Origin of the sequence: Acinetobacter calcoaceticus, assembly GCF_051947995.1 — a bacterium.
Taxonomy (GTDB): Bacteria; Pseudomonadota; Gammaproteobacteria; order Pseudomonadales; family Moraxellaceae; genus Acinetobacter.
Window position 1 is genome coordinate 150,542 of sequence record NZ_JBLVVH010000005.1, and the last position, 19,000, is coordinate 169,541.

Genomic DNA, 19,000 nt, shown 5'->3' on the forward strand with positions numbered 1-19,000 from the left:
GAGTCACATTTATGCAGATTGACCGCAATAACAAAGCAGATGCATGGTTGGCGCATAGTCAACGTGAACAGTCTGGACGTTTGACCATTTTCCTGGGAGCTGCACCAGGTGTAGGTAAAACCTATGCCATGCTGACCCGCGCCCATGAACTGATGCAACAAGGGCAGCAGGTGGTGGTGGGCGTGGTTGAAACCCACGGTCGGTCTGATACCGAGCGCCTGATTCAAGGTCTCAATGTAATTCCAAGAAAGGCGCTAGAATATCAAGGTCGCCTATTGGAAGAGATGGATCTTGACCAGATCCTTAAAATAAAGCCTGAAATCGTGCTGGTAGATGAGCTCGCACATCGCAATGTACCGAACAGCCGGCATGAATTTCGGTGGCAAGATGTTAATGAACTGTTGGATGCAGGAATTGATGTTTATAGCACTTTAAACATTCAGCATCTGGAAAGCCTGAATGATGTGGTGTACCAGATTACGGGTATTCGGGTGGCTGAGACCGTTCCCGACGCATTATTCAAGCGATTGAAAGACATTCGTCTGGTCGATCTGCCGGTACCTGAGCTATTAGAGCGGATGAACCATGGCAAGATTTATTTAGCCGATGTTGCTCCCCATGCATTACAGGGGTTTTTTAAGCCTGCCCATTTAACCGCATTACGTGATTTGGCGATTCAGACTGTTGCAGGGCAGGTTGAGATTGATTATCGGGAAAAGTTTGTTGCGCAGGGACAGATCATCCCGATTCAAAATCATGTCATGTTGGCGATTGACGGTTCAGAATTTTCCGAAGATTTGGTGCGACGCACGCATCGTATTGCAGAACGACGCAATGCAAGCTGGAGCGTAATCTCGATCCAAAAGAGCCAAAACGCGAATACCCAAGCCTTTGCCGTGACTAAAGCCTTTAATTTAGCCAGAAAACTGGGGGCCGATACCTATTTGCTGTATAGCAATCATATTGCATCGACCATTTTACAGGCAGCCTATGATTATGGTGCATCCAATATTTTATTGGGGAAAAGTCCAAGCAAGTCGCTCTGGCAACGTCTGTTTTCTGACCATATTGCCGATCAACTGTTAGAAAAGCAGCATCCTTTTGAGATTACCTTTGTTCAACCGTTAAAAACTCAAAATCATCAGGCCAGGTCACAGGGCGATCATGTCCGCTCATCCTGGTTTGAACAGGGCTTGGCTTTCAATCCGCGCGAGATGATCGAAAGCATTTTGATTGTTTTACTTGGCTTGATTGCGGCAACCGTGAGTGATCATTTTATCGGTTATAGCGAGCTGGCTTTAATCTTTGTGGTCACCGTGCTGATCGTGGCGATGCGCGCCAGAATGTTCATCACCATTCTGAGTGTACTGATTTGCTTCTTGTTATATAACTATTTATTTATTGAACCCCGGTTTACGCTTCGAATTAGTGCCGAGCGTGGGGTCATGACCATCATCATCTTCATTATTTCGGCCTTGCTGGTTGGGCGTTTGGCCAATCAATTACGTGCGCAGGTGTTGAGTTTACGTGCAGCAAATTCGGTTTCCTTACAAATCCAAGAATTGGAACGAAAACTGTCTAGCTGTGTTGATATTGAGCAAGTGATGAATGTTGCCAAGCAACATTTGGAGAGCTGTTTAACAGCCACGGTCTGGCTCAGAATCGGAGAGCAGGAATTAGGCGATAGCAGTGTATTAAATGAAAAAGACCAGATTGCAGCAAACTGGACCCAGAAAAATGCCAAAGCCTGTGGACGGTTTACCAATACCTTAACCCAATCGGACTGGTGGTTTAATCCGCTGAATCTGGTCGGCGGTTATGGTGTGATTGCACTGCGGTTTAGTCAAAACACAGACACCATCAGTTTTGAGCAGCAGCGGCTGGCTGAACTGATGATCGATGATATTGCCCAAACCACGTCGCGGGTGCAGTTGTCTTTGCAGTTGGAAAACTCCCGCATTGTCGCCGAAACTGAAAAATTGCGTTCGGCATTATTGTCGTCGGTTTCCCATGATTTACGTTCACCCTTGGCGGCGATGATCGGTTCGGCGGATAGCCTGAAATACTATGCCGGGCAGATGTCCGCAGAAGATCGTGAAAGTTTACTGGACACCATTCATGTCGAAGGGGAACGACTGGACCGCTATATTCAGAACCTGCTGGATATGACCCGGCTCGGTCATCAGGGATTAAGCTTGAGTCGCGACTGGATTGCGGTGGAAGAACTGATTGGTTCAGCGACTGAGCGACTGAAACGCTACCAACCTCATGTCAGTATTGATGTTCAGATTCCGGAAGACTTGCCGCAACTGTATGTGCATCCTGCCTTGATTGAACAGGCGATTTTTAATGTGCTCGAAAATGCAGCCAAGTTTTCACCAGATCATGTGCCAGTGGAAATACGGATTCGGCAGGAGGAAAACGCGCTTCAGATTGATATTATGGATCAAGGGATGGGCATTCCTGAAGAAGAGCGCGAACAAATCTTTGATATGTTCTATACCATGCAACGTGGAGATCGTGGTAAAACAGGAACAGGTTTAGGGCTTGCCATTGTAAAAGCGATTATCGGGGCGCATATGGGCAGCATAGAAGCTTTAGCGGGAGTTCATGCGCAAGGGACTTTAATTAGAATACGCTTACCACTTCATCAGGATTAAAATCATTCTTTATGCCACACACATTCAACCAGCATGCCTCTATTCTCATCATCGATGATGAGCCGCAAATTCGAAAATTTCTGGATATTGCCTTACGCGCGCAAGGCTATTCGGTCCATGTCGCTGAGAATGGGGTCAAGGGACTGGAGAGTCTGGCAACCCGCGGTGCAGATCTGCTGATTCTTGATCTGGGTTTACCCGATATGGAAGGACAAGAAGTGTTGATGGAATTACGGCAATGGTCGGATATTCCCGTGATCGTCTTATCTGCGCGGCCGGATGAAAATCAAAAAATCAGGTTACTGGATGCCGGTGCCAATGATTATGTGACCAAACCTTTTAGTATTCAGGAATTGTGTGCCCGTATCCGGGTGATGTTCCGCAATAAACCGCAGCATTTAGAACAAAATATTGTCTTTAACGATGGCCAGCTTTGGGTCGATGTCGCCGAGCATACGGCGCAATTGGCAGGTCAGGAAATTACCTTGACCAAAAAAGAATTTCAGCTCTTGGCGCTGTTGATTCGTCACCAAGGCAAGATTGTGACGCAAAAACAGATCATGACCGAGTTATGGGGCATTAGCCATGAAGAAGACACCCATTATCTGAGGATTTTGGTGAAAAAACTCAGAACAAAAATTGGCGATTCTGCCCTCAGTCCCAAATATATTTACACGATCGCAGGGGTTGGTTTACGTTTTTTGGGCTGAGTTTTTAAGCATCGTGTAACTTGTAGGTAGGGCTGGAGGTCGAACAAGAGATGAACCCGACAAAGATGTATCGGGCAAGCGGAGGGGTATAAGGGAGAACTGGACTTATTCCAACAAGGGAAGATGGTGAAAAATTTACGCAAAATTTACGCCGCTCATTTTTCCAGATTACTAAAATGTAATTTTGAAAATTGTTCCTATGGGTAGGTTAATGGGTTTCTTTAATACCGACAGTCAAAGTAATCATTTCCATAACATGCTTCTAAATCAAAAAAGTGTTTTTACCGGTTATAGAACTGAAGTTCTGGTTGAAAAATATCCGGTAAAGCCCGTTGAAATACAAAAAATAATTGTTCAGATTTTAAAAGAAAGAGGCTATAGCTCGATCGAAATACAGCAGATGCTTAAGTTACAAAGAGCTTAACGTTGCAGCATCTCTAGAACAACACCGAGCTTGGTTAAATCACGCATTGTTAAAAATGTTGCCCGCCCTAACCTGATATAGAACATTGATTATGCAAAGTAATGTAAAAAAAACGGCATTGCCTGCCACTGCATTAGCAGCATTAGGCGTGGTTTTTGGTGATATTGGGACCAGTCCTTTATATGCTTTAAAAGAGTCCTTTCATGCTGCGCATGGTCTGGCGATTCAGCCAGGAAATGTATTGGGGATCCTTTCGATTATTTTCTGGTGCTTAATGCTGATTATCAGCATTAAATATATTGCCATCGTGATGCGCGCTGACAACAATGGCGAGGGTGGCATCATGGCGTTGCTGGCCTTGAACCTTCGCAAGGCCAAAATATCTGATCATAAAAAGATTTATCTGATTGCGATTGGTTTTATCGGCGCCTCTTTATTTTTTGGCGACGGGATCATTACTCCTGCCATCTCCGTACTTTCGGCCGTTGAAGGCTTATCCATTGCCACGAATGTGCTGGATCCTTTTATTGTTCCGATTGCCCTCGTAATTGTCATTACATTATTTTTAATGCAGAAACAGGGCACTGCTTTTGTGGGTAAGTTCTTTGGTCCAATTACGCTGCTGTGGTTTGTTTCGCTGGGTATTCTCGGGATTGCCAGTGTCATACAGACGCCCTTGGTCCTTGGGATGATTAGTCCGCACTGGGCGATACAGTTTATCTTTACCCATCCGGTACAGTCTTTTTTCATTATGGGGGCGGTGGTCTTAACGGTGACAGGGGGCGAGGCGCTCTATGCAGATATGGGACACTTTGGCCCTCAACCGATTCGTATGGGATGGTTTAGTGTGGTTCTTCCATGTCTGGTTTTAAACTATGCAGGACAAGGGGCATTGTTGTTGCGTAATCCTGCTGCAATTGAAAATCCTTTTTATTTGCTGGTTCCGGGCTGGGCCTTGTATCCCATGATCATACTCGCGACCATGGCGGCTGTGATTGCTTCACAGGCGGTAATTTCCGGCGTATTTTCTTTAGCACGTCAGGCAATTCAGTTAGGTTATTTACCTCGGCTAAGTATCAAGCACACTTCTGATCAGGAGGCGGGCCAGATTTACGTACCTTTTCTCAACTGGTTGCTCTTAGTGGCAATTGTAGTGCTGATACTGATTTTTGAAACCAGTTCAAATCTGGCCAGCGCCTACGGTCTTGCGGTAACCCTGACCATGTTGTGTGACACCATTTTGGTGGCAGTCTTTATTTACTACGGCTGGAAATGGAACTTAGCAAAGGTATTTCTGCTGATTATCCCGTTTTTCATTCTTGAGTCGGTACTGGTTGCTGCAGCGTCTTTAAAATTATTTTCAGGAGGATGGGTACCCTTATTAATCGGTGCTGTCGCAATGATCCTTCTCATGACCTGGAAGCGAGGTCGGGAGCTGACATTTAGCAAGCTTGAGCACGATACCTTATCACTGGATTTATTTGTGAAAAGTATCGGTAATAGTGTACTTCGTGTACCGGGTGATGCGGTCTTTCTGACCGGAACGCCCAATGTGGTTCCGCATTCCATGCTGCATAATCTAAAACATAATAAAGTGTTGCATGAACGCAACATTCTTGTGACCGTCGTGGTTGAAGATGTTCCTTTCGTTGCTCAACAGCAACGGATTAGCGTTGAAACTCTGGATGAGCATTTTTATCGCATCAAGATTTTCTATGGTTTTAAAGATGAGCCGGATGTCCCGCAAGCTTTGGTTCAGGCCTATGCACAATTAGAGTTTGAATATGATGTGATGCAAATTAGCTTCTTTATTTCACGTGACCGTATTGTGCATAGTGTTGGGGATGGGATGTCACCTTGGCGTGAGCGTTTATTTATTTCGATGCAACGTAATACCAGTCCTGTCAGTGACTTTTATCAGATTCCAACCAACCGTGTGGTCGAGTTGGGAAGCCAGATTGAAATTTAATTCAAGATTTAAGATTCATGGGACTGCATCATTTATGGTGCAGTTTTTTTTGTCAGCGATTAGGGACTGTTTGTTCAATACGAAGTGAAAGATTTTTAATATATGGATTTGCATATATATGGATATTCATATATAAAGTATTGGAAACGATTAGCAGGGCTTGATCCGATGTCATCTTCAACACATGTAACGATTTATCATAACCCGGCCTGTGGCACATCCAGAAATACGCTGGCTTTGATCCGTAATGCTGGAATTGAGCCCACGGTAATTGAATATCTTATTACACCGCCTGCTTATGACGAGTTGGTGAAATTAATTCAGGATGCAAAATTAACAGTAAGAGAAGCGATTCGCCAGAATGTTGATCCTTATCGGGATTTAGCACTTGACCGTCCTGACTGGAGTGATGAACAACTGCTTGCTTTTATGCTTGAGCATCCGATCCTGATCAACCGCCCATTTGTGGTTACTGAATTAGGTACCCGTTTAAGCCGTCCATCGGAAGTTGTATTGGAAATCTTACCATTCCCGCAACAGGGGGCATTTACGAAAGAAGATGGTGAAAAAGTGATTGATGAAAATGGGCAACGGATCAAATAAGTTTATATGATTTTCCAGATAGATAAATGAGAGGAAGCATGGAGCAGGTTAATTTTTTCAAATGCTTATCAGATGACACCCGACTCAATATCGTGACTTTAGTTGCCTTGAATAAAGAATTATGTGTGTGTGATTTGACCGAAAAATTGCAACTGAGTCAGCCCAAGATTTCCAGACATTTAGCCTTATTACGCTCTTCAGGTCTCCTGCAAGACCGGCGGCAAGGCCAATGGGTATATTACAGTATCAATCCGCAGTTGCCGATCTGGTGTCATGACATTCTGAAGATCGTGGTGAGTGATCCGTCTTTGCTGAGCAAAGGTATATTCGACTCCCGGATAAAGAGTTGTTGTGAGTAATGGGGAATGAGCTTCCTTCGTCATTTAGATGTTTTATCTGCACTGTATATGATGCATCTGTTTCGTTCTGAATGGATTGCTGCAATCCATCACATCTCAACTGTTGAGTAAGCATGTTATGGCCCAGCAAAGATTATCCTTTCTAGATCTTAATCTCACGCTATGGATTTTTATCGCCATGGCCTTGGGGATTGTAATAGGTGTGTTCTTTCCGCAAGCCTCCATCGCTTTGGATAAAATGAGTGTGGATTCCGTCAATATTCCTATTGCGATGGGTTTGATTTTGATGATGTATCCACCATTAGCCAAAGTGGACTATGCGGCATTACCACACGTGTTTAAAGACAAAAAAACCTTAACGTTGTCTTTAGTCCAGAACTGGGTGATTGCGCCGGTTCTGATGTTTGCATTAGCCATCATTTTTTTGCATAGCTATCCGGAATACATGACAGGACTGATTCTGATTGGGTTGGCCCGCTGTATTGCCATGGTCTTGGTCTGGAATAGATTGGCCTGTGGTGATAATCAATATGTCGCAGCTCTGGTCGCTTTCAATAGTATTTTCCAGATTGTTTTTTTTAGTAGCTATGCATGGTTGTTCCTGACTTTTTTACCGCCATACTTTGGTGTGGCAGGGCAAGTAATTGATGTCGATTTCTGGACCATTACCCATGCGGTATTGGTGTATCTGGGCATTCCATTTTTCCTTGGCTTTGTTACGCGATTCACTCTGGTGAAAGCAAGAGGTCTGGATTGGTATCAACAAGTCTTCTTACCCAAGATCAGCCCGCTGAGTTTGTTGGCTTTATTATTCACGATTGTAGCGATGTTCAGTCTTAAAGGAGGGGATGTGATCAGCCTGCCTTTTGACGTGCTACGTATTGCCATTCCATTAACAATTTACTTTATCCTGATGTTCTTTATCAGCTTTTTTATGAGTAGGTGGATGGGGAATGACTATCCTAAAACTACTGCAATTTCGTTTACCGCGGCAGGCAATAATTTTGAGCTGGCGCTGGCTGTAGCGATTGCCACCTTTGGACTGGCTTCACCTGTGGCATTTACGACCGTGATTGGCCCCCTGGTGGAAGTGCCCGTATTGATTGCATTAGTCAGTGTGTCCTTGTCGCTGAGGAAAAAGTTTTTTAAAGAAGAGGTGTAATTTCCATGAATCTCCCCAATGTAGCGATGAATCTTCTGGATCAACCTACTTTAGAAAAAGTACAAGCTAAACAACTTGATCATCCACCGCGTATTTTGCTGCTGTATGGTTCTAACCGCGAACGTTCATATAGCCGGTTGGCAGTGATGGAAGCCGGACGCATTCTGGAGCAATTCGGTGCCGAGGTAAAAATCTTTCATCCCAAAGGTCTTCCGCTACCAGAGGATGCCGATACTGAACATGTCAAAGTAAAAGAACTGCACCAACTGTTGGCCTGGTCTGAAGGCATGGTGTGGTGTTCACCTGAACGCCATGGTTCCATGAGCTCAATCTTTAAATCGCAAATCGACTGGATTCCGCTTGCTGGCGGGGCAATTCGTGCGACTCAAGGTAAAACGTTGGCATTGATGCAAGTCAGTGGGGGATCGCAATCGTTTAATAGCGTGAATCAGATGCGTATTTTGGGGCGCTGGATGCGGATGATTACGATTCCAAACCAATCTTCAATTCCTAAAGCATTTTTGGAATTTGAAGAGGATGGTCGTATGAAAGCCTCCTCTTATTATGACCGTATTGTAGATGTGATGGAGGAGCTTTATAAATTTACCTTGCTTACCCGTGGACAAAGCCAGTATCTAAGCGATCGATATTCTGAGCGCAAAGAGTCTGCTGAGGAATTATCAAAACGTGTGAATCAACGTAATCTGTAAATGAAGCAATGAACGGGCTTCACACCCGCTTAACGGGAAGGGTATGTTCTGATCAGGTTTTTAAGCGGAAACGGATAACAAAATATAGATTGAACAACCTGTAAAATAATTTTATTTTTTTATTAAAAAGGGAGGGGATTATGAAATATTTTTTATTAGTCGTGACTTTGTTGGGCAGCGTGGGACTGACTGCCTGTGCTGTACATACCCGTGAAGGAAGTATTGTGGTGGATCCGGATGGGCGACTCAATGATGGCCGTTATTATGACGGGCATGGAAAAGGGCGTTTCTGTCCTCCAGGACAAGCCAAAAAGGGCAACTGTTAATTTATTTTATCGGATGAATAAGCTCATCTCATGATGGGCTTTTTTATTTTTAAGTTTAATCTTGATTGGAGCGACTCAGGCAGAATAAATTCAGTGACGTAAATTGTCACAAATAGACAGAACCGTATAGACAGAGCAACGCGATACTTTGTAAAATGCACTAAATTTAAGCGTAAGCCTATAACAAGATGTTGAACAATATATTTCAAGCCTTAGACAGCTTAGGGCTTACTGCACAAAAACGTGCCTTACATATTTTATTCTCAAATCAGGATTTAAATACGCAAGTCTTTTTGCAGCGTATTGATGGGCAGCACCAAATCAATGCCGGGGTTGAAGCTGAACTCATCTGTCTGTCGACCAATGCGACCATTCCACTCAAACAATTTATTGGCAGTCAGGTTGCCGTTGATCAGGTCACAGATACAGGCCAACTATTCCGTACCACCGGCATTATTACTCAAGCATTGCAAGGACAATCGGATGGTAGCCTGACGGTCTATAAGCTGACTTTGCAAGATCCGACCGCACTGTGGCATAAACGCCGCAACTCCCGTGTATTCATGAATAAAAGTGTGCGGGACGTTGTTGAAGTGGTGTTTAAGGAGTGGCAACAGAAAAGCCCGCTCTTTGCCGCCAGTCTGACATTAGATTTAAGCGGGCTGAGTCAAGACTACGATATTCGCCCATTTATCATGTCACAGAATGAAAGTGATTATGATTTTCTGACCCGCCTGATGCGTAGTGAAGGGATCAACTGGCTGATTGATGAAGCGCAACTGACAGTACCGAATTCAAATAGCAGCATTCAGCCGCAGCGATTAAGACTGATTGATGACAATGCCCAGTATCAGGCGCTGGATCGCCGCAAGGTGCAGTACCATCGTAGCAGTGCAACGGAACAATTTGACTCGATTACCAGTTTTATTGGCAACCGTTCCTTACAACCGACTTCGGTGTATGTGAATCGTTGGCAGCCTGATGCCTTAGACATGGATGAAGGCACAGGTTCGGTCCTTACCACGCAGCAACATTCAGAACAGCATGATGCAACCCGCTTGGCGCTGGAAGATGCATGGCACTTTACGCCTGCATGGATGCAAGACCTGAACAAGGAAGATGGCGCAACACCTTCAGGTAATCAACAGGTTGAACGTTTTAATCAAAATCTCAGTCATTACCATAATGCACAGGCCAAGCAGTTTATTGCCCAGTCGACTCTACGTGACGCACAAGTGGGTTACTGGTTTGAGTTGCATGACCATCCTGAAATTGATCAGCATGATGGGGCAGACAAGGAATTCCTGATTACAGCCAAGCATTTCTATAATCAAAACAATCTGCCTAAAGATTTACATCAGCAAATTGATCAGTTATTGGCACAGAGTCAGTGGCAACCTAATCAGTTCAATACAGGCAATACCCAAGAACGCCAAGCCAATCAACTTACCTTACAACGCCGTCAGATCAAGATAGTGCCGGCATATAATCCTCAGCAGCATCGTCCCGAAGCGTATCCGCAACGCGCCAAAGTGGTCGGGCCAAGTGGTGAGGAAATCCATGTCGATGAATGGGGACGTATTAAAGTCAGATTCCTGTTTACCCGTGCAGAAGACCATAGCCATGATGGTGGCGCAGGTGCCAATGACAATGATACCGATTCAGCCTGGATCGATGTGCTGACGCCGTGGGCAGGTGAAGGCTACGGCGCACGTTTCTTGCCAAGAATTGGTGAGATCGTGGTGATTGATTTCTTTGACGGTAATATTGACCGTCCTTATGTGGTGGGGCGGATTCATGAAGCACAACGTAGTCCGACCAAGTTTGACAATGTCGGCAAGCTGCCGGATACCAAGAAATTGGCAGGGATTAAATCTAAAGAATATCAAGGCGAAGGCTTTAACCAACTGCGTTTTGATGACACCACGGGGCAGATCAGCGCGCAACTACAAAGTAGCCATGCTGCCAGCCAACTGAACCTCGGTAAGCTCAGCCATCCCAAAGACAAGGCTGAAAGTGAAGACCGAGGTGAAGGTTTTGAGCTGCGGACTGATCAGTGGGGTGCGGTACGTGCAGGGCAAGGTTTGTTGCTGAGTACGCAGAAACAGGATCAGGCGCAAGGCGAGCATCTGGATGCGCAGCCAGCCAAGCAACAGATCGAAGGCAATCAAAGCAATGCCAAAGCCTTAAGCGAAGTTGCCAAGAACCAGCAAACGGATGAAATTGAATCACTTGATCAGTTAAAAGACTTTGCTGATCAGATTCAGGACAAGATCGCCAAATTTGAAAAAGCGTTATTGCTATTGAACTCACCTGCGGGGATTGGTCTGAGTAGCAATGAAGATATTCATCTTTCTGCGGATGGACAGATCAATCAGATTGCGGGCGATAGTATTAACCTGAGTACGCAAAAGAATCTGGTTGCGCATGTCCAGAATAGAATTAGCCTGTTTGCAGCGCAAAATGGCATCAAGCAGGTCGCTGCCAAAGGTAAATTTGAAGTACATGCTCAATCGGATGGCATGGACTTGCTTGCCAAGCAAGGGATTCAGATTATTTCCACCGAAGACCGTATTGAAATTACCAGTCCAAAAGAAATTGTATTTACTGCGCAAGGTTCGCAACTCAAGCTGAATGGTTCAGGGATTTTTCCGACCACAGGTGGCAAGTTTGAGGTGAAAGCGGGGCAGCATTTGTTTATGGGTGGGGCGAGTGCAATGGCCGAATTTCCAGCTCTACCCATTATGGATAACAATCGATTTATAGAACTTAATTATCACTATGATGATTTGACTCCGATTAAAGGGGCTGCATATAAAGTCATTTTAGAAGATGGCTCTATTTTAAGTGGTGTTCTAGATGATAAAGGTTATGCCAAAGTTGAGGGTGTACCAATGGATAAAAAATATATGGTTGAATTTGGCGAAGACCCTATCGAGTGGGTTCCACCACCATTAGAAAATATTAAACCGAATGATGCTGAAAAAGAGAAAATGCAGGCAGAATTGAAAAAACTAGAACAAGAATACTATAAGAACGGTGGTTTTGAATGAGTGTTGTAGATGATGCAATTGAATTTTTAGAAGATTTAATTATGGGGGATTTTAAAGAGAATCCCTCAAATATGTCTATTATTGCCAATGCGGTTATTGGTTTGATTCCAATTGCAGATCAGGTTTTAGATGTCCGAGATGTTGCTGGCATGGTTTGCCGAATTACGAACAAAGGACCAGCAAATTGTACAATTGATGATTGGGTAGATCTATCATTCGCGGCTATTGGGTGTATACCAGAAGTTGGAAGCCTATTTAAAGGTGTGTTTAAACCATTATGGAAATCACGTAAAGTCGTTAAAAAAATTGATGCAAAGACCTGGAGTTCTATTGATCGTATGCTTGGTATGAGTAAGGGTAGCTCAATCAAGTATTTAAAAACTTTTCCTTGGGCTCAACGTAAAGCTCAGGCTTTACAGCAGTTGAACATTGCATTTAATTCTTTAGATCAATTACTAGCATATTTGTCTATTCCACGTTGGTGGATACCTGATAACCTTGAGCTATTGGCAAGAAGAATGCGTCCGAAAGTGAAGCAGGTCCGTGATCCGATTAAAAAAGGATTTGATATGGGCTTTAAAGCGATGCAAGACTTTGTAATCGATATGATTGGGGAGGAAGGATATAAAGTCGTTAATGCAGCTGCAACGATAGCACTTTCTACAGGTAATAAAACAAAGAGTTCACATGAGAAATCTAAAGTTAAACTAGTTGGAAATAATACTCAGAAAAAAGTAAATGGTGGTTCTACAGCCAGTAAGAAAGTAGATAATAAAGCTACGGGTAGTGCAGTAGCGGGCAAGAAAGTTGATGCGAAAAAGCAAGAAGTAGATAAAAAGAAAGTAGGCGGTGAGAAACGTGCTGATCACGATAAAGTCAATGGTAACGAGCGTCAGACTGTTGAAAAAGGATCGGGAAATAGGGTTAATGCAACTCAACATACTATTGATAAAATTGGAGATTTTACAAATAAGTTAAAAGGAATTCTTGGTGAACATATGGCTGATTATCATTGTCAGCAAATTAAAGGATGGGGAAAGGATACAGCGAAGCATGATGATGCTAATGCGATTAACTCGCATAAGTTAAATGATGGCGGGAAAATGGTTCAATTACTGGAAATAAAATCTCGTGGTCGTGGAATTGATGGTGTGTGGAAAACTAATAGTGGTAAACCGTACGCAATTATTGAGGCAAAACTTAGTGAGAGTCCTATTAAAAGTCTTGGTGAACTATTAAATGATGCTAAAGATAAAAATGGCGCAGATATGACTTCTGGCATAGAAGAAATGAAAGGAACAAAAAAGAAAAAAAAGAAAAAAAATAAGAACACTAATACAAACTCAAAAGGTGGGAGCGTAGATGTTGGTGGAGAACGAAGTAGAAAAGATAATGGTAAAGTTATGCAAATGAGTCATAACTGGATTCAAACAAGACTAAGATCCACTCGACTGGTGCTAAATGATCTTTTTGCCAAAGAAGATTTATTATCTGACACAAATAAAGTTTATAGTCGTTGTGTATTATTTTTCTCAATTCCACAAATAGCCAATCATTTAACAGCCCTTTCACAAAAAGCTTCAGGAGAAAAGATTAATCATGAAATACACATTGCACATGAAGTTACAAGGGAATGGGGTGATGCTGCCATAGCAAAAGAGGCAGACAATAAGGCAAAAGTTTTTGATAAATCACGTGATAAAAGAACTAGATAAAGGTACTTTTTATGAGTTTTTTAACTGAAAGAAGACAACAGTTTTTAACTGAAGTAAATTTTCATGGCACTAGAGATTTAACTTTACGTGTAATGCAAAGACAAAAAGAGAATTTGAGTAAACCAGAAGGTAGTGATGTTGGATGGCATCTATCAATGTGGTTTGGTATTGCTGAAGGCACATTTAATAATTTTATATTGTCATATACTGCTGGTGAGCCACTTGAGAATCTACGTTATGCCTTAGAAAATGTAGTTGTTGCTTATGAAAATTACTTAAAGGCATTAGTACAAAGTAGTGGTGATACTGATGAAATGGCATTTCCGATTCGGTCATTTGATGGTTATTGCCCTTATATATGGTTAATAAGTCTATGTTATTTATTGCATCGACAGGATTTATTACCAAGAGTTGCTCGTTTAGTGGATGGTGAAGATGAGGAAAATGCAGGAGAAGATGTTTTAATTGAAGAAATGCTTGCCTATGATGATAGTTTAGAAAGGTATGAAACTGATACTATTTTAGGAGTTAAGCCTTATAGTCTCTTATTTAAAGCTTTCTGTACACACGATAAAAATAAGTCATTACATAAGATTAATGAGTTTCTAAAGAAATGGTACAAAGATTTATCAGCAGCTCCTTGGCACGATAGTCATTTAAGTGATGATGGATATTTCGGGTACTGGGCTTTTGAAGCAGGTGCAGCAGTCTACTTATTGGAAATTGAAGACGATAGCAGTCTTTATCAATATTTATATTATCCGAAAGATTTAGTTCAATTTGTGAAGACTTTTGTACCACCAAAAAATGATGTTAGTAATAAAAAAGGAAATCAATTTAGATGTGAAGCTGGTCAAAATTGTCCAAAAACAGGCGATTGGTATAGCCCAGCAAATAATATGGAAAAGCGTCATTTCAAGCAAGGCGAAATAATGCCTGAGATTAAAAACAATCCGTGGGGATTGACGATTTGGTATTTAGAGAATGATATTTGATTAAATAATTCTAGAATAACCATCCTCATTTGGATGGTTTTTTACATTTAGTAAAGCTTTAAAAATTAAATAAAGGTTAAACAGTTCAATTGGTTTTCAAATGGCAGCAAAGGAGCGTCTAGCTGGTATGGATAAAGCGGCAGCTCAGGCTCAGGCTAAGGGGATGGGGAAAGATGCGATGGATGTTGAATTGAAGCGTTGTAAGTAATGGAGAGTAGTAAGATGAACCAAGAAGATATTGATTACTTTTACGAAAAATATGGTCAGCCAATTGATAAAGTCGAAGCTACAGAGAGCATAATAAAAAAATATCGGGGTAAATTGCCTGAAAGTATTTTAGAGCAATGGCGATTGTTTGGTTTTGCAGGCTATCTAAATGGTTTGTACTGGATTACCAATCCAGATGATTACGCTGAATTAATTTATGACTGGCTGGAAGAGACACTATTGCCTGATGATGATGTTTATCATGTTTTAGCGCGTACCGCATTTGGTGAGCTGTTAATTTGGGGTGAGCGTAATTATGGTAGATATTATATTAAAACAATGGAAGGCATTCTACATGACAATGGAGAACAGTTAGAAAGCGCTGAATTTTATGGCAGTGACTTTTTCTTTCTTGCTAAAAAAACTTATATGGATTACACCGATAAAAACGGTAAAAAGCTATTTGATCGTGCGGTGAAAAAACTTGGTGTTTTAAAGACAGATGAAATGTATGCATTTGAGCCTGCACTTGCTTTAGGTGGTGAAGAGTCGTTAAGCCATTTAGCAAAAGTTAATTTACCAGTCCACATGAAACTATTAAAGCAGGTAACTCCACTAAGAATGAGAAGCTTTGAGGATCTTACAGCGGCTCTATATGGTACATCGTATAATGTGGAAGATTTAACAAGTGGGCAAGATGCCGAGTCACAATATAATCATTCAGTTAAAGCTGGGGAAATTTGTCCGAGAACTGGCTATTGGAAAACACCCGCACAACCAGATTCACGACAATACTTCAAACAAAATGACATTTTTCCAATCCTTACTGAATTAGATTGGGGAGAAGTGTATTGGTCTTGGGATGGTGAGAACTAATTAAATGCCCCAAAGGGCATTTTTGTTTTGCTCATATTTATAAAAGTTAGGTAAAGCAAAGGTCTATAAGCGTGTATGGAAAAATTTGATAGATTTTTAGTTAAAACATTGCGCTAATTCGGAGGGAAAATGAGTGATGAAGACTTTGAATATTTTTTAGAAAAATTTGGGCAACCTCAGCAAGCAATTGCAGTAACTGAAGATATTCTAAAGAAATATAAAGGGAAACTTCCTGACCAATTATTAGAATATTGGAAAGAAGTTGGCTTTTGTTGCTTTAAAGAAGGATTATTTTGGATTACCAATCCAGAAGATTATGCAGAGGACATTTATCACTGGTTAGAAAGTACTGATATTTTAGATGAGGATGTTTGGCATGTGATTGCTAGATCAGCATTTGGAGAGCTTTATTTATGGGGAGAAAAAAATTGGCAAAAATATGATTTAAATATTTCAAATGGTCAAGTATTTCAGAATAGCGTTGGCTTTAATGATAAAAAACATACAAGTAATGAAATTGTTAGAAACTTCTTTGCTTTTTCTGATGTAGATGAATTTGACAAAAAAGATGACAATCTCAAACCTCTATTTGAACGTGCTGTAAAAAAATATGGTCCTCTCGCCAGTAATGAAGTATTGGGCTTTGAACCTGCCTTAATACTTGGTGGTAGTGCTTCATTAAAAAATCTAAAAAAACTTGATATTCATGTTCATATGTCGATACTCAAAGAGTTTAACCAAGTCTATAAAACAGATCTGGAGGACTTAGGGAAGATGTTATATGGAGAGAATGCATCATTTAGTAAAGCTATTGAACAGGTTGATCAACAGGAAAGAAAACAGCTTAAAATTAGTGTGCAAGGTGGACAACAATGTCCACAAACTGGCTATTGGAAAACACCAGCTCAACCAGATTCACGACAATATTTTGAGCAGGGTGAGATTCTTCCAACTCTTGCCGAGCTGGATTGGGGAGAAGTGTATTGGTATTGGGATGGGGAATAGAAAATATCTTAGCAGCTTTGCCATTTTTTTATGATCAATCCAGATTAGAGCTTTGGGATAGGAACGATAATGCTGATTTATTGGAAAAATATCCAGTGAAATAAGCTCTTTAGGAACCTCGAATTGTTATGTTAAAAATAGCCTTATGTCTTTTTTTATTGATTGGGATTTCAGCATATTTCTTGAACCAAAGTAAAGCCATCACAGATACAAATGACACCCGCGTGGCTATTGCTGAAACAACATTACCAACGCCAGAAGAATTAATGACACAATTTATTAAAGCTTTCCCAGAACTTAAATTATCTGATTTTCCGCCAATAAATAGTGATGAGTCAGTAGATAGCTGGTTAATGAGCTGGCAAGCCGATTATGATATTTCTTCAAAGTATATTGCTAGATCAGAATATAAAGATTGGGGGTGGCATATAGAAAAATCATTGAATCATCTTCTCATAGTGAATGGTACGAATTTAGGTGTTCAACCTAGACTAAATATCATGTTTACTGAAATTGAGAAAAAAGAAAAAGAGGGTGAGGAGCTATCACTGGAGGATATATATCAAACATACTATGAAAATGTTATAGATGTGCTTCTGAAAGAAAAATTTGATGTGATTGCTATAGATAATGGTGAGAGTGCTGCTTTTATTTTAATGAAAGCTAATAATCCTGAAGCACCAAAATTAGCAGGATTATTAGCAAAAATATGGACTGAAAGCCAAGTTGATTTTTATGAAGCAAAGCTTTCTTCTAAGTATAAATTTGCTTTTTCCATAGGTAAATATCATTAACTTAAGAGAAAATTTGGGCTGATTTCCTGAGCTAATTCTATTGGCATGTTATTGATTTTAATTTAGATAAGCATTGTTCTTTGTAGATTTTAGCAGCTAGATTTTCCTCAAAATTATATCTAGTGTTGGGAAACAAGTGGCTCCAGCCTTTTAATAATTGAGAATTAGGAAAGATTATGCATTCAGTTGAAAAACAACTTCCTTCGGAGAAAGAGCTTATTCAACAAATAAAAGAAGCTGAGCGTGAATTGTTAATGTTAGACAAGAATGATCAGGCTTTAGCTCAATTGTCCTTAACTATACAACTTTACTACTTAAATGGTGGTAATGATGAAGGAAAGAAAAAAGCACTAAATATCATTGATAAATTTAAGAATACGTACCCGTTGAAGTCACATTTTGCTGCTTTTAAAAGTAATGGTTTTGTTGAATTTACGGATAAAAGCTATCAATCAGCTTATAAAAAAGCATTAGATACAAATGTTTTAGAATGGCATCTTACGACTGCAGAATCTGGTCAAGTATCTGGGAGCTATGTACTTAGTATAGGTACGGCTAGAGATAATTATGGTTGCTCATATATGGAGTTTAACTTTCCCATTTCTCTTGTATATGAAGAAAATGGAAGAGCAGAGTTCTATTCATGGATCAGTTACTTAATTCATAACCTAGAGGTCTTACATGGCTATGCTGGTTTAAGCATTCAATTACCCCATGATCGCCATCCTTATCAATTTTATGAGTATGGAGTAACAAGACAATATTGGGGAGTTACACCTGATGGTCCTAGTTTTTTCACTTTAGACTGGGAAACAGGTACTCGTAGTATTAATTGGTATACTTTTATTGGAAAAAACTTAAAAGATAAATTTATTAATCAACCTTTCTATGAAACTACTTTAAAGAATGCTCCTGATCTAGAGTTAACAGAAATAAATGGCTGTATGGTTATTAAAGCTGGAGAGTTGCCTCGTTTAGGCAATAAAAGTAAACCATTGCCATTAAGCTATGTTGTTGTTAATCAGTTGTGTAAAGCAGTACGTACAGATATGCCAACAGATGCTATGCATACAGCATATCGTGGGCCTCGTTATTCGTTGTCACAGGTCTATTATTGGATTCGAAGATGGGATAACGCAAATTTCTCTAAAGGTATCTTTGACTTTGATGGAATCAAAGAGGATTTATTACCAATTTTAGGAGAGTATGGCAATGAAGATCGGATCGTTCCTTACAGTGGGGTATGGACTCCATTTGATTTTGTCGGAATAGATCAGCATCTGATTCAAGGCCAAGAGTTCCCTGAAGAAGGTCAACATCAAAGAAAAAGTGGACGTATTTCAAGTAAACCAGCAGTCTGGAAATTAGTATCACGAGATGATGGTGGTGTTGTGGTACTACCTAATCCATTTTGATGAGTCGAGAAATAAGA

General features: G+C 41.0%; 16 protein-coding genes. All 16 read left to right on the top strand.

The features are described from left to right. Positions 1–11: 11 nt before the first annotated feature. A complete protein-coding gene (locus ACNQO6_RS11660; RefSeq protein WP_440209050.1) occupies positions 12–2,660 on the top strand; it encodes an ATP-binding protein in 2,649 nt (882 codons plus the stop codon). A gap of 11 nt (positions 2,661–2,671) precedes the next feature. Continuing rightward, positions 2,672–3,370, top strand: a complete 699-nt coding sequence (locus tag ACNQO6_RS11665; RefSeq protein ID WP_440209051.1) for a response regulator — start codon at positions 2,672–2,674, stop codon at positions 3,368–3,370. Between the two features lie 211 nt (positions 3,371–3,581). Beyond that, positions 3,582–3,794: a hypothetical protein gene (locus tag ACNQO6_RS11670; RefSeq protein ID WP_343579902.1), complete on the top strand. Its 213-nt coding sequence runs from the start codon at positions 3,582–3,584 to the stop codon at positions 3,792–3,794. A 91-nt stretch (positions 3,795–3,885) separates the two neighbouring features. Beyond that, positions 3,886–5,763, top strand: coding sequence for a potassium transporter Kup (locus ACNQO6_RS11675; RefSeq protein ID WP_440209052.1), 1,878 nt, complete (start codon positions 3,886–3,888; stop codon positions 5,761–5,763). A 168-nt stretch (positions 5,764–5,931) separates the two neighbouring features. Then, a complete protein-coding gene (arsC, locus tag ACNQO6_RS11680) occupies positions 5,932–6,366 on the top strand; it encodes an arsenate reductase (glutaredoxin) (protein WP_440209053.1) in 435 nt (144 codons plus the stop codon). 38 nt (positions 6,367–6,404) lie between these two features. Then, positions 6,405–6,725, top strand: coding sequence for a metalloregulator ArsR/SmtB family transcription factor (locus tag ACNQO6_RS11685; protein WP_343579893.1), 321 nt, complete (start codon positions 6,405–6,407; stop codon positions 6,723–6,725). Positions 6,726–6,843: 118 nt separating this feature from the next. Beyond that, complete coding sequence (arsB, locus tag ACNQO6_RS11690; RefSeq protein WP_440209054.1) at positions 6,844–7,887, top strand: ACR3 family arsenite efflux transporter; 1,044 nt, start codon at positions 6,844–6,846, stop codon at positions 7,885–7,887. A gap of 5 nt (positions 7,888–7,892) precedes the next feature. Further along, entirely contained in the window at positions 7,893–8,597 is a 705-nt protein-coding gene (gene arsH / locus ACNQO6_RS11695; protein WP_343579891.1) for an arsenical resistance protein ArsH, read from the top strand. A gap of 140 nt (positions 8,598–8,737) precedes the next feature. Beyond that, the gene (locus tag ACNQO6_RS11700) at positions 8,738–8,923 is read left to right on the top strand and encodes a hypothetical protein (RefSeq protein ID WP_440209055.1); all 186 of its coding nucleotides are present in this window, start codon (positions 8,738–8,740) and stop codon (positions 8,921–8,923) included. 188 nt (positions 8,924–9,111) lie between these two features. Then, positions 9,112–11,976, top strand: a complete 2,865-nt coding sequence (locus tag ACNQO6_RS11705; RefSeq protein WP_440209056.1) for a type VI secretion system Vgr family protein — start codon at positions 9,112–9,114, stop codon at positions 11,974–11,976. Beyond that, positions 11,973–13,691 carry a hypothetical protein gene (locus ACNQO6_RS11710; protein ID WP_038342526.1) on the top strand — a complete coding sequence of 573 codons (1,719 nt, stop codon included), beginning with the start codon at positions 11,973–11,975 and terminating at the stop codon, positions 13,689–13,691. Before ACNQO6_RS11705 ends, ACNQO6_RS11710 begins: the two co-directional genes overlap by 4 nt. Positions 13,692–13,702: 11 nt before the next feature. After that, positions 13,703–14,686, top strand: a complete 984-nt coding sequence (locus ACNQO6_RS11715; protein WP_038342527.1) for a PoNe immunity protein domain-containing protein — start codon at positions 13,703–13,705, stop codon at positions 14,684–14,686. A gap of 222 nt (positions 14,687–14,908) precedes the next feature. Continuing rightward, entirely contained in the window at positions 14,909–15,769 is an 861-nt protein-coding gene (locus ACNQO6_RS11720; RefSeq protein ID WP_440209057.1) for a type VI secretion system immunity protein, TaeI family, read from the top strand. Positions 15,770–15,898: 129 nt separating this feature from the next. Beyond that, on the top strand, positions 15,899–16,774 hold the full coding sequence (locus ACNQO6_RS11725; RefSeq protein WP_440209058.1) for a type VI secretion system immunity protein, TaeI family: 876 nt from the start codon (positions 15,899–15,901) through the stop codon (positions 16,772–16,774). A gap of 128 nt (positions 16,775–16,902) precedes the next feature. Beyond that, the gene (locus tag ACNQO6_RS11730; RefSeq protein WP_440209059.1) at positions 16,903–17,568 is read left to right on the top strand and encodes a hypothetical protein; all 666 of its coding nucleotides are present in this window, start codon (positions 16,903–16,905) and stop codon (positions 17,566–17,568) included. Positions 17,569–17,744: 176 nt separating this feature from the next. Then, a complete protein-coding gene (locus tag ACNQO6_RS11735; RefSeq protein WP_440209060.1) occupies positions 17,745–18,983 on the top strand; it encodes a type VI immunity family protein in 1,239 nt (412 codons plus the stop codon). Positions 18,984–19,000: the final 17 nt, after the last annotated feature.